Origin of the sequence: Lentzea guizhouensis, from assembly GCF_001701025.1 — a bacterium.
GTDB lineage: Bacteria > Actinomycetota > Actinomycetes > Mycobacteriales > Pseudonocardiaceae > Lentzea > Lentzea guizhouensis.
This window is the reverse complement of the sequence record NZ_CP016793.1, coordinates 6,161,353-6,174,918: the sequence shown is the minus strand read 5'-3', so window position 1 is coordinate 6,174,918 and position 13,566 is coordinate 6,161,353. Positions and strand designations below refer to the sequence as shown.

Sequence of the window (13,566 nt, the reverse complement as noted above, 5' to 3'; positions counted from 1 at the left end):
GCACCCGGCCGTGACCGCTGTCGCTCGTACCGGGGCTGGTGGCGTCGATGCTGCCGCCCGACCTCGTCATGGTGCCCCTGCGCGAGCACGTCGTGCGCACGCTCGTGCTCAGCGGCCCCGCCGGCCGCGAGTGGCACCCGGCCGTGACCGCTCTGGTGGACTCGGTCGGGGACCAGCCGTCGCGACGACAGGTCCCCTTCCCCGCAGGCCTCGCGTCACGCCCTGGCGAACGCCCGGCAACGGGCGTCCGGACGATCTGACCACACCCGCCGCGCCGGTAGGAGCAGAAGGCCTGTGCCGCAGCGGACAAGGCCATCACGTCCGTCGGCGCGGTCCAGTCCTGGCGTGGCGATGGTCCTTGCCAGTCGAGGTCGGGTCGGTCAGGCTGACGTCAGAGAAGTCCTGCCGCCGAGCCCGGAAGCGAACATGAACCAGCGCTGGATAAGGATCACCGCGGTCGTCATCGCCGCAGCCCTCGTGCTGAGCACGCTCTACTACCTGTTCATGAGCCTCTGACGTCCACAGAGGACCCTGCAGCGGACGGACCGCGTTTGAAGTCCCGCGTGTCGGGTACCTGTGGAGAGACGTTAAGACATGAGTTCAGGCAAGGGAAAGAGGGATCTCATGGGCGCCGATGACAAGCTGGAAGCCAAGGGCGACGAGTTCACCGGCAAGGTGAAGGAAGGCGTCGGCAACGTCACCAACGACGAGGGCTTGCGCGCCGAGGGCCAGGCGGACCAGACCAAGGGCCACCTGAAGGAAGCGGTGGAGAAGGTCAAGGACGCCTTCAAGTAAACCTGAAGACGGTTGTGTCCCCCGTACGCACGTGCGGGGGACACAACCGTTTTGAAGGCAGGTGCAGCAGCACTGAGTCGGGGAACGACTCAGCCGACGTACTTCGCGCGTTGCGCGATCACTCCGCGCCGACCGCGCGCAGTGTGGCGAGTACCAGGGCCCTGGTGACGGTGAGGACCTCGCTCATGCGGACCTGTTCCTGCGGACCGTGCGCGAGCCTGACGTCGCCAGGGCCGTATTGCAGGGTGGGGATGCCCGCACCGGAGTACAGCCGCAGATCGCTGCCGTAGGGCGCACCTCGTTGGACCGCCGACGCTCCACCGGTGACATCGGCGTGTGCGGCACCGACCAACGCCGCCAGCGGATGCCCTGCCGTCAACCGTCCACTTGCGAACTGACCACCGGGCCACGTCACGACCGCCGGACGCGAGCGCAGCCAGGGATCCGCCGAGCACGCCTCGGCGACGCACATCTCCAGTTCGGCACGAGCCTGTGCGGGGTCCTCGCCCAGCTGAACGCCCAGTCGTCCCTCGGCCACGAGGACGTCCGGCACGCTGCTGGCCCAGTCGCCGGCCCGGAGGACGCCGACCGACAACGGGTACGGAACCAGGTACTCGGACATCAACGGATCGGCGTTGTCGTTTCGGCGAGCTTCCAGACGTGCGAGCGCGTGGTGGATGGGCAGGTAGGCGTCGATGGCGCTCACCCCGGCATACCGGGTGCTGCCGTGGGTCGCCTGTCCGGGCACCTCGATGCGGAACGTGAGAGCGCCGGCGTTGGCGACCATGAGCGCGCCACCGGTCGGTTCGGTGATGATGCAGGCGTCGCCGGTGTGGCCTCGCTGGAGGGTGCCGAACGCTCCCAGCCCGCCGTCCTCCTCGCTGACGACGAAATGCGCGGACACCCGGCCCCGCAGCGTCACGTCCGCCGCCCGGATCGCGGCCAGTGCGCCGAGGATGGCGACCACGCCGGCCTTCATGTCGCACGCTCCTCTGCCGTGCACCACGTCACCGGTGACGCGTGGCTTGAAGGGATCTCCCTCCCAGCGGGCGAGGTCTCCCGGTGGCACGACGTCGACATGCCCTTGCAGGATCAGCGACGGACCGTCGCCTCGCGTCCGGGTGCCGCCGACGAGGCCCCAGGCCTCGGTGCGCGGAGCCTCCCCGCCGGGGAAAGCGGACTGCGCCCGCAGATCCGGCAGGTCCATCGACCACAGGTCGACGTCCAGGTCGAGGAGTTCGAGCTGACCGGCGAGGACGTGCTGGAGCTCGGACTCGGCGTCGCTGCCCGTCACGCTCGGCACAGCCAGCAAGTCCAGCAGCAGTCTTGCCATGGCCGGCTCGTCCACCGCGGTCAGCGCGGCGGCCTCGACATCACTCACGTTCTCAGTCGTCACGAGCGGCGACACTAAGCTCGCGGCCGCACCACAAACAATCAACAAATTTGGCGTTCTACTGCTGAAAAGTTGCATAGTTCGGCATCGAATGCCAGATTTTGCGCTGCCGCGAAGGGGTCGTTCATGGACAGCATCGACGAGGCGATCATCCGGTGTGTCGTGCGCAACGCCCGCGCCACGTACTCCGAGATCGGCAGGGAGGCCGGGTTGTCTGCCTCCGCCGCCAAACGACGGCTCGACCGCCTCGTCAAGTCGGGTGCGATCCGCGGCTTCACCGCGCTGGTCGACCCCCAGTCCCTGGCCTGGCACACGGAGGCCTACGTCGAGGTGTACTGCACGGGCAACCCCACCCCGGCCGACCTGCTCACCGCGCTGGAGGACATCCCGGAGGTCGTCGAAGCATGCACCGTCTCCGGCGCCGCTGACGCTCTGCTCTACATGCTCGCCAAGGACATACCGCACCTCGAACAGGCGATCCAACGGGTGCGCGCGACCAAGCCGATCGACCGGACCGAGAGCACGATCGTGCTCTCCCGCCTCCTGAACCGGCCGCGGCTGCACTGAACGGGCAGTGGCAAGCCGCGGACCGCCAGAGTTGTCGCCCCGTCCGACAGCTCGACAAGACGGGCGTCAGGCGCTTCCTGCTCGAGGCGTACCGGCTGCCCGCGGCCTCGGCCCGCACGGCATCCGCTACTTCCGTGGTTGAGACGGACATCCTGCTTCACGACCGCACGGGCTCGCGGCTGACCTCGGGCAGTTCGACGCGGTCGGCCGCACCCTTCAGCAGCGCGCAGCAGCCCGCCGCGAGCGTGGCCAGCACGGCGATGGTGACCGCCATCGGCAGTGCGGAGTGGCCCTCCCCCGCGCTCACCACCGGCGAGACGACCGCGGCGAGTCCGAACTGCGCGGCGCCGAGCACGGCCGAGCCGGTGCCCGCGGCGTGCGGGACGGCGTCGAGGGCGAGTGCGGTGGCCGGGCCGAGGACGAAGCCCAGGGAGGCGACCGCGAAGAAGATCGGTGCGGACAACCAGATCGCGCTGACCGGCAGGAGCGCGAGGACGAGCAACGCCACGGCGGCGGTGAAGAGCCAGGTGACGCCCGCGACGAGGATCCGGCGCGGGTTGCCGGAGCGCAGCAGCCGCGAGGCGACCGCACTGCTCACGATCAGGCCGAGCGCGTTCAGGCCGAACAGCAGGCCGTAGCTGACGGCGCTCATCCCGATCACGACCTGGTACAGGAACGGCGAGGCCGAGATGTAGGCCATCAGCACGGCGAAGGAGAAGACGAACGTGGCCGTCGCGGTCAGGTAGGCCCGGCGGCCGAGGCTGCGGAACCCGCCGCCCCGTGCGGAGCCGCGTCGTGACGGCGGGTGGCTTTCGCGCACGACCACCACAGAGCCGACCAGCATCGCGACCGCGAGGCCCGCCAGGACGAACAGCACGCCGCGCCACCCGATCCCGCCGATGAGCAGGCTGCCCAGCAACGGCGCGACCACAGGCGCCACCCCGCTGACGATCATCATGAGGCTGAACGCGCGTGCCGCGGTGCGACCGGTGGCGAGGTCTGCGATGACCGCGCGGCCGATGACCATGCCGGCGGCGGCACTGAGGCCCTGGAAGAGCCTTCCCGCCAACAGGACCTCGATCGTCGGTGCGGTGGCGACGAGCAGGCTGGCGGCCACGAACACCGCCGAGCCGGCCAGCAGCGGGCCGCGCCGGCCCCACCGGTCGGAGATCGGGCCGAACACCAGCTGACCGGCGGCCAGGCCGAGCAGGAACATCGTGAGGGTGAGCTGGATGGTGGTGTCGGTGGTGGTCAGGTCGGCGGCCATGCGCGGGAACGCGGGCAGGTAGAGGTCGATGCCGAACGGCGCGACGCTGGCCAGCAGGGCGAGCACGAGCAGGAGCGGCGTGGGGACCGCACTGCGTGACGGGGTGTCCACGCAATCTCCTATCAAAAGATACCTATCAAGTGATAGCGAAGTTATCATGAGTGCGTGGACCAGAACCAGAAGGCGCGGTTGTTCGAGCTCGCCGACCTGATCGCGGCGGTCGGACGGCAGATCCACGCCTCCAAGGAGGTGCTGCACCGCGACCCGCTGACGTCGGTGGAGATCTCGGCGATGCGGTTCATCGACCGCAACCCCGGCACGTCGGCCCGCGTGGCGGCCGAAGCCACCCAGCAGATCTCCAGCAACTTCAGCCGGGCGTTGCGCAGTCTGGAGAACAAGGGCCTGGTGCACCGCGAGGCGGACGCCGAGGACGCCCGGCGCGTCCGCCTCTACCCCACCGCCCGCGCCCAGGACAACCTGCGGCGGCTGAGCGAGCTGTGGAGCGACCTGCTCGACGGCGCGGTGTCCGATGAGGACGAGGTCGAGTCGATGATCTCGGCCCTGCGTCGCATCGAGGCGAAGCTCGCGGAGAAGGCCCGCGCGCGGCTGCCACGGTCCGATTAGGACCGTCCGTCACATCATGGCGCCACAGATCTCGTCGTCACTCAAAGGCGAGCCCACGGCTCACGCCGCGGCGGCTGCCTGGCCGACCGGGAACCGCACGCCGGTGAGATCTTCCGAGACGGCCCAGAGGCGTTGCTGCACGGTCAGGTCGTAGGAGTCGGGGCTGGAGGTGACCAGCCTCGGGTGGCCGCGCCGCTCGGCCAGGCCGTCGGGGCCGTAGTACTGGCCGCCGAGGACGGCCGGGTCGGTGGCGGCGCGCAGGGTGGGGAGTGCGCCCGCCGAGGCGGGCTGGGTCATCACCGGGGCGAGCAGGGTGATCAACCGGCGGGCGGCCGCGGGGGTGTTGCGCGCCAGTTCGGTGTTGGAGATGCCGGGGTGTGCGGCCACCGCGGTGGTGGTGCCGTGTGCGGCGAGACGGCGCTGCAGCTCGTAGGTGAACATCAGGTTGGCGAGCTTGGACTGGCCGTAGGCGGCGGATCGGCTGTAGGAGTGCTCCCACTGCAGGTCGTCGAAGTGGATGGCGGCGTTGATGCGGTGGCCGGTGCTGCTGACGGTGACCACCCTGGAGCCGGGCACGGGCAGCAGGTGGTCGAGCAGCAGGCCGGTGAGTGCGAAGTGGCCCAGGTGGTTGGTGCCGAACTGCATTTCGAAGCCGTCGCGGGTGGTCTGCTTGGGGGTGTACATCACGCCGGCGTTGTTGATCAGCAGGTCGATCCGCGGGTGGGTGGCGCGCAGGTCGGCGGCGGCGGCGCGCACCGATTCCAGTGAGGTCAGGTCGAGCTCCTGCACGGAGACGTCGCCGTTGATCCTGGCGGCGGCCTGTTCGCCCTTGGCGGTGTCGCGCACGGCCAGCACGACCGCTGCCCCGCGTTCGGCGAGCCGCCGGGCGGTCTCGAAGCCCAGTCCGGTGTTGGCGCCGGTGATCACGGCGACGCGGCCGTCCTGGCTCGGGATCTGCTGCTCGGTCCACTTCGTCATTGCAGTCTCCTTTATGTACCGCCGGTAACTTACAGCGAGAACGCTAATGTACCGCCGGTACCGTGTCAAGGTACTGGCGGTACCTAAGTTAGGGTGGTGTCATGACGTTCCAGCGGGCGCGCACGGAAGAGCAGCGTGAGGTCCGGCGCCGGGCGATCCTGGAGACGACCTCGGCGATGCTCGAGGAGATGCCGGTCGCCGAGGTGAGCCTGAACGAGCTGAGCCGGCGGGTGGGTCTGGCCAAGACGGCGGTGCTGCGCTACTTCGAGTCGCGCGAGGCGGTGCTGCTCGACCTGATGGACGAGCGGACGGCGACCTGGCTGGCCGAGCTGGAGCAGGAGCTTGCTCGCGGTGTCGACGAAGAGCGAACCGCGGTGGAACGGGCCGAGCAGGTCGCCGACGTGCTCAGTCGGTCGCTCGCCAAGCAGACGGCGCTGTGTGACCTCTATGGCGCGCAGGGTGGGGTGCTGGAGCACAACGTCTCGGTGGAAGTGGTCCGCAGGCACAAGAAGGCGTCGCTGAGCAACCTCGCGGTGATGGCCGGTCTCGTGCGGCGGTATCTGCCGGAGGTCGGCGAGCGCGCGGAGCACTTCTGCCTGACCGTCTTGCTGGTGGCCGGCGCGTTGTCCGGTTACACCTCGCCGCCGCCGAGTCTGCTGGCGGTGTACGAGTCCGAGCCGGAACTGGCGGTGCACCGCATCGAACTGGAGGCGGCCCTGCGGCTCGGGATCATCACCTGGCTCGTGGGCGTGCTGCCACGTTCCTGAGACCGGAGCGAGTCGGCTTCACCCCGAGTCGCACAGCCTGGCAGCGAGCTCTTCCGCTGCTGTCCGCGGATCCGTCTCCCAGCCCTTCGCGTACGCGGCGGCGAACTCCGCGTCCTGACGGGTGAGTTCACGGATCTGCGGGTCGGTGGTGTCGTGCGCACCGCGCAGGCGGGCCGCGAGTCCGAGCAGGACGGCGGAGTCGTGCGGCTGGCCTTTCCCTGCGGCGAGTGCGGCCGCGGTCACCGCCACCGAGGCCAGGTTCGGCATCTCGCGGGTCGCCAGCGCGGTCGTGTAGGCCTGCCGCAGCGCGGTATCGGCGCCGGACAGGTCGCCTTGTGCCACGCGGAGAGCGGCCCGTGTGCTGCTGACCAGGGTCCGGGCGTGGTCCGCGGGGGCGATGGTGTCGTCGCGCAACCGTCGTTCGGCGTCGTCGAGCAGGTCGGCGGCCCGGTCGAGGTCGCCGAGCCGCAGCCGCACGTCGGCTTCTCGGACGTCGACGAGGAACCGCATGTCCACAGAGGACGAGTGCAGCGCCCGGTCACGGGCGAGGTGGAGCACCGCGAGCGCCTGGCCGGTGTCGCCGCGCCGCAGGTGCAGGTCGATCCACCGCAGGTCCTGGTGGAGCTGGTCGCCGGGGCTCAGCACCCCGAACTGGCCGGCCAGGGTCCGCGCCTCCGCCAGGTCGGCCAGCGCCCCGTCCAGGTCGTCGTACCGGCGGAGCTGGGCGCGCATCGGCAGCGTGGCGGCTTGGCCCCAGCGGTCACCGGTCTGGCGGAAGCAGGCGAGGGACGCCTCCACGTGGACCCTCATCCGGTCGGGCTCGCCCGCGTTCTCGGCGATCTCACCGAGGAACATGTGGGCCAGTCCGGACAGCCACACGTCCTCACCGTCGGCGAGACCCTGGAAGCTCGCCGGCGCGGCTTCGTCGTCGAGCAGTGCCAGCAGGATCGGCCCGCGCACGCGGTGGTGGCCGGGCAACCGGTGGTGACCGAGCAGGCGGTGGGCCAGCTCGCGCATCTCGTTGCGGTCGTGCGCGGCCTGCTCGGTGGTGATGCCGAGGACCACGTTCGCTCGGTTGAGCAGGTGGACGGCTCGGGCACAGTCCCACTCCGGGCTCGGCTGCCCGCCGGGCACCGCCAGCGCCTCGGCCAGCCACCGTGCACCGTCCGGGTGACCGCCGGACATCTGCCAGTACCAGGTCATGTTCAGGGCGAGTGCGATCGCGCCACGGGAGTCGTGGGCGGCGCACAGGTGGCTCAGTGCGGCGACGATGTTGTCGTACTCGGCGCTGATGACCTCCATGGCCGTCAGCTGGTCAGGTCCGCGCAGCTGCGGGTCGTGGCGCGCCATCAGGCCGGTGAAGTAGGAGGCGGCCAGATCGCGGGTCGTGGCCATGTCACCGATGCCGGTCAGCTGTCCGATGCCGTACTCGCGGATGGTCTCCAGCATGCGGTAGCGGCCGGTGCCCGGTGCGCACTGGAGCAGCGACCGGTCGACGAGGGCGTCGAGCAGCGGGGGAACCTCGGCGGCCGGCACGGTGGTGCCAGCGCACAGTGCGGCGGCGGAGGCGGGCGTGACGCCGCCGGGGCAGGTGGCGATCCGTTGCGCGACAACGCGTTCGTGTTCGCCGAGCAGGTCCCAGCTCCAGGCGATCACCGCACGCAGGGTGCGGTGCCGGGGTGGTGCGGTGCGGCTGCCGGTGGCGAGCACCCGGAACCGGTCGGAGAGCCCTTCGGCCACATCGGACAGTGACAGCGTCCGCAACCGGGCCGCGGCCAGCTCGAGGGCCAGCGGCATGCCGTCCAGGCCACGCGTGACGGATTTGATCAGCGGCAGCGTTGAAGGGTCGACCTCGAAACCGGGTCGCACCGCGGCGGCGCGTTCCACGAACAAGCGGACCGAGGCCGCCCGCCGCGCCTGCTCGACGCCGTCGCCGGGTTCGGGCAGGGCGAGTGGGCCCAGCGGTACGAGGGCTTCGCCGTGCACCGCGAGGTGTTCGCGGCTGGTGGCCAGCACCCGCAGCTCAGGGCAACGGGACAGCAGCTCGGCGGTGAAATGGGCGACGGCGTCGATCAGGTGCTCGCAGTTGTCGACCAGCAGCAGGCACCGCTTGCCGCCGAGCTCGCCCGCGAGGACGTCCAGTTCGTCGCCGTCGATCCGCTTGCGGGCGTCGAGCACCGCGGCGCCACGGAGCCCGATCGCGGCGAGCACTGCCGCGGCGACCTTGGTGGGATCGGTGACCGGCGCGAGGTCGACGAGCCAGGCGCCGTCGCGGTGGTCGTCGCGGTGCCGGCGGGCGGCCTCCAGGGCCAGCCTGGTCTTGCCGGCACCGCCAGGACCGAGCACGGTGACCAGCCGATTGGTGGCCAGCAGCGACTTGACGCGGGCGAGCTCGTCGGCGCGGCCGACGAAGCTGGTCAGCGGTGCCGGCAGGTGAGACGGCCGGGGCGCCCGCGGCACGTCGGCTGCGGGCGCCGAGGTTCCCGCGTCGGGGCGCAGCAGGCGCAGGTGGCGTTCCCGCAAGGCGGTTCCCGGATCGGCGCCCAGCACGTCGGCCAGTGCGACGCGGACGCGTTCGTAGACGGTGAGTGCCTCGGCCTGACGCCCCGCAGCGGCGAGTGCGTCCATCAGCACCGCGGCGGCCCGCTCGTGGACCGGGTGGTCGGCCAGCAACCTGGTCAGCCGCACGGCGGCCGCTTCGGTCTGGCCCAGTGCCAACTCGGCCTCCGCGAGGTCGGTGACCGCCTCGATCGACACGTGTGCCAGCCGGGTGGCGACCGCGGGGGCCACCGCGGCGATGGCCGCGGGTTCGGCGCCGGGGTGGTCGCCCCACAGCGCCACCGCGTCGGCGAGGTCGGACCTCGCAGCCTCCGGGTCACCTGCGCGCAGGCGTTCCCGACCGGCAGCGCTGAGCCGTTCGAAGCGCAGCGCGTCCACCTCGGCGTCCACCGCCAGCCGGTATCCGCCCGGGACCTGGACGACGACGTCAGCTGTTGCATCGGCAGGGCTGACCGCCCGGCGCAGCCGGGTGACGAGCGACTGCAGGGCGGAGGCAGGTCCGGCAGGCGGGTCGTCGCCCCAGATCGCGTCGACCAGCACACCCGGCTCGACCGGGCGGCCCGCCGCGAGTGCCAGCCGCACGAGCAGGCCCTGCAGCCGCGCGCCCGCGACGGGCAGGACGTTCTCACCGCGGGACACCTCGAAGGGGCCGAGCAGTGAGACGCGGAGCTGTGCACCTCCGTCCATCCACTGATCATCGCGCACGGATCGGTGACCCGACGCCTCGATCCCGGTGTGCGCCCGGTGACAGCGCCATGTGCGCCCCGTGCGAGCGTTCCTCCGCACGCTTGCGGCATGACTGAGAACGAAGAAGCCGGCTGGGTCCGGACCTGGGGCACGTCGCCGCAGGTGACCGACGCGGTGTTCACCGATGTGACGCTGCGGCAGGAGCTCCGCATCAGCGGTGGCGGGCGGCGGGTGCGCGTCCGCTTGAGCAACGAGCACGGGACCGCCCCCGTCACCATCGGCGCGGCGAGGCTGGGACTCGCGACGCCCGGCGGTGGTGTGCAGCCGGGAAGTGACCGGGTGCTGAGCTTCGCGGGCCGACCGACGACGACCGTCCCGGCCGGCGCGCCGATCCTCAGCGACCCGGTGGACCTGCGGCTCGACGCCCTCAGCCGGTTGTCGACCAGCCTGTACCTGCCGGGCCGGGTGGAGGCCTGCACCGGCCACGACATGCCGCTGGACGTGGGCTGGGCGATCCCGGGTGACGCCGTGACCGCCACCGTCCTGCCCCCGACCGCCGAACCCCTGGAGGTGCGTGCCCTGATCTCCGCGGTCGAGGTGATGCCCAGCGGCCCCGCCGAGGTCGTCGTGGCGCTGGGCGACTCGCGCGTCGACGGGGCCGGTTCCACGGTGGGAGCCGCCCGCAGCTGGCCGGACCGGCTGGCCGAGCGCGGTGTCCACGTCTCCAACCAGGGAATCAGCGGCAACCGCCTGCTCAACGACGGGATGGGCCCCTCGGGGCTGGCCCGGTTCGACCGCGACGTGCTGGCCACGCCGGGTCTCGGATCCGTCGTGGTGTCGATCGGCGGCAACGACCTCGCGATCTCCTGCGCCCCGCGGGAGGGCGGACCGCTCGACGACTTCCTCGCGATGTTCCCCGGCGACCCGGTGACCGCGGACGACGTCATCGCGGGCTACCAGCAGCTGATCGCCCGCGCACACGACCACGGGGTGAAGATCTACGGCGCGACGCTGGCGCCGTACGAGGGTGATGACATCTTCAGCCCGGCTGGCGACGCCGCGCGTCAGGCGGTCAACCACTGGATCCGCACGAGCGGCGCCTTCGACGCGGTCCTCGACTTCGACGCCGTCTGGCGGGACCCGGACCGGCCGAGCCGGATGCGGGAGGACCTGCACGCGGGCGATCACCTGCACGGCAACGACGCCGGCTACCAGGCCCTGGCCGACTCCGTCGACCTGTCGCTCTTCGGCTGAGGAGGACCTCCACCATGCATGACGTTGTGATCGTGGGCGGCGGCCCGGTCGGGTTGTTCCTGGCCTGCGAGCTCGGCCTCGCCGGGTGCGACGTGCTGGTCCTCGAACGGGAACCGGACCCGCGCACGGCCTGGAAAGCACTTCCGCTCGGGATGCGCGGTCTGAACGCGGGGTCGGTGGAGGCGTTCTACCGGCGGGGCATGCTGTCCGCCCTGGGTGTCGCCGACGATCCGCACACCTCTCCGCGCAACCTGAGCCACTTCGCCGGAATGTCGCTCGATCCGGCGAACGTCGACATCGCGACGTTGCCCAGTCCGGCACTGGAAGGGGTGATGACGACTCTCGAGGCGGTCGAGCAGGTCCTGTCCGACCGGGCGGCCGAACTCGGCGTGCGGGTCGAACGCGGCGTGGTGGTCGACGCCGTCGTGCAGGACGAGGAGGGCGTGGAAGCGAGGTCGGGCGGGCGGGTGTTCCCGGCTCGGTGGCTGGTCGGCTGCGACGGGGGCCGCAGCGCGGTGCGCGGCTTGGCGGGCTTCGAGTTCGTCGGTACCGGGCCACAGCTGACCGGCTACACCGCGTTCGCCACGATCGCCGACCCGGAGAAGCTGAGCGCCGGTTTCACCCTCACGCCGCGCGGGATGTACCTGCGGACGCCGGTGGAGGGGCACATCGGCCTCATGGACTTCGACGGCGGTGCGTTCGACCGCTCGCGGCCACCGACCCGCGACCACCTGCAGGACGTGCTGCGCCGCATCTCCGGCACCGACGTGACGCTGGACGAGGTCCACCTGGCCGCGAGTTTCACCGACCGCGCGATGCAGACGACGACCTACCGGCGCGGCCGGGTGCTGCTCGCGGGCGACGCCGCGCACATCCACTCCCCGCTCGGCGGACAGGGTCTCAACCTCGGCATCGGTGACGCGCTGAACCTGGGGTGGAAGCTGGCCGCGACCGTGCACGGGCACGCGTCCGACGGCCTTCTCGACACCTACACCGGCGAACGCCACCCGGTCGGGGCCCGTGTGCTCGACTGGTCACGTGCCCAGGTGGCGGTCATGCGACCGGGCGAGAACGCGGCGGCACTCCAAGACATGATCCGTGCCCTGCTGGCGACCAGGGACGGTACGACCTACGTGTTCGAGCAGGTGTCGGGCTTGTCGAACCGGTACGACCTGGGCAGTGAGCACCCGCTGGTCGGCCGCAACGCCCCGGATTTCTGCCTTGAGAACGGCACCCGCCTGGGCGAACTGCTGCAGGACGGGCGCGGCGTCCTGCTCGACTTCAGCGGCGATCTCGGCCATGTCGCGCGCCGCCGGCCGAGCCGGGTCCGCCATGCGGCCGGACCTGCTCGCGACGACCTCGGACTGGACGGCGTCCTGGTTCGACCGGACGGCGTCGTGGCCTGGGCCGGTGGACGAGATGAGCTCGATCAGGCTGTCAGCAGGTGGTTCGGTGAGGCCGAAAATCTGCGCCACTAGGGCTTCGCGGGCGTGCGGCGTCTGCACTGCGACAGCAGCACTCCTGCGAGCAGGGACAGCAAGGCGAAGAACAGGACCGGGAGCCGGTAGCCGCCGGCTTCGTGGCGCAGCAGGCCGAGGACGATCGCGCCGCACGACGCGCCGATCCCGGTCCACAGGTAGATCGTTCCGGCGATCCGCTCGATGTCGCGCAGCCCGAACGCCTCCGGGGTCAGCAGCAGCACCACCAGGGAGCTGTTGCCGACCGCGATTCCGAGCAGGGCCGAGCCGAGGAACAGCACCGGCATGGTGCCGCCTTGGGCGAGCAGGACGAACCCGGCCGTTTGGAGCGCGCAGGTCACCCCAGCGAGGTACACAGTGGACAGTGAGCGCAACAGCAGTTCCGCTGCCACCCGGCCGATCCCGGCGAAGGCGGCCACCACGGCGCCGGGCATCGCCGGAGTGCCGATGTCGGAGTCCTGCCAGATGAACAGGACGTGGTAGACGCCCGCGAGCTGGGTCAGGGTGAGCAGGGTGCTGCCGAGGAGCAGTGCCCAGAACCCGGCGGTGCGGGCCGCCTGCCGCAGGGTGACGCCGTCGTCCGCCGGCGGTGCCTCGGTCACACTCGGGTGAGGGGGCAGGCGCAGGAAGAGCAGGGCGTTGAGCGCGACCAGCAGGGTGAAGCCGAGCACGAGGAGCACGGCGGCCCCGGCCAGGCCGCCCGCGGTGAGGCCCCAGCTCACGATCGGTGCCCAGATCATCCCGCCCGCGCTCGACCCGATGAACGCGACGGAGAGCACCCGGTCCCTGTTGTGCGCGGTCTTGATGACGAACGTGCTCACGACGAGGGTGCCGCAACCGGCGATCGCGATGCCCAGCAACGACATCGTCAGGTAGAGCTGCCATGCGTTGCGGGTCGAGGCGAGCAGGACCGCCGCCACCGCGCACGCGAGGGCGCCGCCGGCCGCCACGTGCCGTGCGGGCATCCGGCGGCACAGGACGACCACGACGGCTGCGGCGAGTGCGTTGACCAGGCACTGCAGGCTGGCGGCGAGGTCGAGCCGGGTGGTCGGGATCGAGCGGGCCTCGATGATCGCCTTGAGCAGGACGGGCTGACCGTAGGAGAGGATGCCCATGCTCGTTCCGAGCAGGACCGCGGTGGCGGCCGCGAGCCGGCGGTCCGACCTGGTCCACGTCGGCTGCTGTGCGGTGTGCACC

General features: G+C 71.2%; 12 protein-coding genes. 7 read left to right on the top strand and 5 right to left on the bottom strand.

The genetic code is table 11. From position 1 onward, the window contains the following. The first annotated feature begins 47 nt into the window (after window positions 1-47). Both BBK82_RS54565 and BBK82_RS30255 read left to right on the top strand, forming a co-directional pair. Window positions 48-260: a hypothetical protein gene (locus BBK82_RS54565; protein ID WP_237048523.1), complete on the top strand. Its 213-nt coding sequence runs from the start codon at window positions 48-50 to the stop codon at window positions 258-260. Between the two features lie 364 nt (window positions 261-624). Beyond that, window positions 625-795 (top strand): CsbD family protein, encoded by a 171-nt coding sequence (locus BBK82_RS30255; protein WP_065918032.1) that lies wholly within the window; start codon window positions 625-627, stop codon window positions 793-795. Window positions 796-913: 118 nt separating this feature from the next. Here the strand turns inward: BBK82_RS30255 and BBK82_RS30250 are convergent, their stop codons facing one another. After that, window positions 914-2,191: an ArgE/DapE family deacylase gene (locus tag BBK82_RS30250; protein WP_237047659.1), complete on the bottom strand. Its 1,278-nt coding sequence runs from the start codon at window positions 2,189-2,191 to the stop codon at window positions 914-916. A gap of 123 nt (window positions 2,192-2,314) precedes the next feature. On the opposite strand from BBK82_RS30250, the gene BBK82_RS30245 reads away from it, so the two are divergent. Then, a complete protein-coding gene (locus tag BBK82_RS30245; protein WP_065918031.1) occupies window positions 2,315-2,755 on the top strand; it encodes an Lrp/AsnC family transcriptional regulator in 441 nt (146 codons plus the stop codon). Between the two features lie 157 nt (window positions 2,756-2,912). On the opposite strand, the gene BBK82_RS30240 is transcribed toward BBK82_RS30245, so the two are convergent. Beyond that, window positions 2,913-4,133, bottom strand: a complete 1,221-nt coding sequence (locus tag BBK82_RS30240) for a multidrug effflux MFS transporter (protein WP_218920367.1) — start codon at window positions 4,131-4,133, stop codon at window positions 2,913-2,915. A 54-nt stretch (window positions 4,134-4,187) separates the two neighbouring features. On the opposite strand from BBK82_RS30240, the gene BBK82_RS30235 reads away from it, so the two are divergent. Continuing rightward, window positions 4,188-4,646, top strand: a complete 459-nt coding sequence (locus tag BBK82_RS30235) for a MarR family winged helix-turn-helix transcriptional regulator (RefSeq protein WP_065918029.1) — start codon at window positions 4,188-4,190, stop codon at window positions 4,644-4,646. A gap of 60 nt (window positions 4,647-4,706) precedes the next feature. Here the strand turns inward: BBK82_RS30235 and BBK82_RS30230 are convergent, their stop codons facing one another. Beyond that, window positions 4,707-5,624 (bottom strand): SDR family NAD(P)-dependent oxidoreductase, encoded by a 918-nt coding sequence (locus tag BBK82_RS30230; RefSeq protein WP_065918028.1) that lies wholly within the window; start codon window positions 5,622-5,624, stop codon window positions 4,707-4,709. Between the two features lie 101 nt (window positions 5,625-5,725). On the opposite strand from BBK82_RS30230, the gene BBK82_RS30225 reads away from it, so the two are divergent. Further along, entirely contained in the window at window positions 5,726-6,391 is a 666-nt protein-coding gene (locus BBK82_RS30225) for a TetR/AcrR family transcriptional regulator (RefSeq protein ID WP_065918027.1), read from the top strand. Window positions 6,392-6,409: 18 nt separating this feature from the next. On the opposite strand, the gene BBK82_RS30220 is transcribed toward BBK82_RS30225, so the two are convergent. Further along, the gene (locus tag BBK82_RS30220) at window positions 6,410-9,637 is read right to left on the bottom strand and encodes a BTAD domain-containing putative transcriptional regulator (RefSeq protein WP_065918026.1); all 3,228 of its coding nucleotides are present in this window, start codon (window positions 9,635-9,637) and stop codon (window positions 6,410-6,412) included. A 108-nt stretch (window positions 9,638-9,745) separates the two neighbouring features. Between BBK82_RS30220 and BBK82_RS30215 the strand changes: the two genes are divergently transcribed. Both BBK82_RS30215 and BBK82_RS30210 read left to right on the top strand, forming a co-directional pair. Beyond that, window positions 9,746-10,891, top strand: coding sequence for an SGNH/GDSL hydrolase family protein (locus BBK82_RS30215; protein ID WP_065918025.1), 1,146 nt, complete (start codon window positions 9,746-9,748; stop codon window positions 10,889-10,891). Between the two features lie 14 nt (window positions 10,892-10,905). Beyond that, window positions 10,906-12,369 carry an FAD-dependent monooxygenase gene (locus BBK82_RS30210; RefSeq protein ID WP_065918024.1) on the top strand — a complete coding sequence of 488 codons (1,464 nt, stop codon included), beginning with the start codon at window positions 10,906-10,908 and terminating at the stop codon, window positions 12,367-12,369. Here BBK82_RS30210 and BBK82_RS30205 read toward each other — a convergent pair. Beyond that, entirely contained in the window at window positions 12,366-13,565 is a 1,200-nt protein-coding gene (locus BBK82_RS30205; protein ID WP_065918023.1) for an MFS transporter, read from the bottom strand. The genes BBK82_RS30210 and BBK82_RS30205 overlap by 4 nt on opposite strands. Window position 13,566 lies beyond the last annotated feature (1 nt).

What these genes read in the sequence shown, in the direction of transcription:
- BBK82_RS30210 (WP_065918024.1), top strand. Translation starts at nt 10,906, where the DNA reads ATGCATGACGTTGTGATCGTGGGCGGCGGCCCGGTCGGGTTGTTCCTG.
- BBK82_RS30225 (WP_065918027.1), top strand. Translation starts at nt 5,726, where the DNA reads ATGACGTTCCAGCGGGCGCGCACGGAAGAGCAGCGTGAGGTCCGGCGC.
- BBK82_RS30255 (WP_065918032.1), top strand. Translation starts at nt 625, where the DNA reads ATGGGCGCCGATGACAAGCTGGAAGCCAAGGGCGACGAGTTCACCGGC.
- BBK82_RS30215 (WP_065918025.1), top strand. Translation starts at nt 9,746, where the DNA reads ATGACTGAGAACGAAGAAGCCGGCTGGGTCCGGACCTGGGGCACGTCG.
- BBK82_RS30230 (WP_065918028.1), bottom strand. Translation starts at nt 5,624, where the DNA reads ATGACGAAGTGGACCGAGCAGCAGATCCCGAGCCAGGACGGCCGCGTC.
- BBK82_RS30220 (WP_065918026.1), bottom strand. Translation starts at nt 9,637, where the DNA reads ATGGACGGAGGTGCACAGCTCCGCGTCTCACTGCTCGGCCCCTTCGAG.
- BBK82_RS54565 (WP_237048523.1), top strand. Translation starts at nt 48, where the DNA reads ATGCTGCCGCCCGACCTCGTCATGGTGCCCCTGCGCGAGCACGTCGTG.
- BBK82_RS30245 (WP_065918031.1), top strand. Translation starts at nt 2,315, where the DNA reads ATGGACAGCATCGACGAGGCGATCATCCGGTGTGTCGTGCGCAACGCC.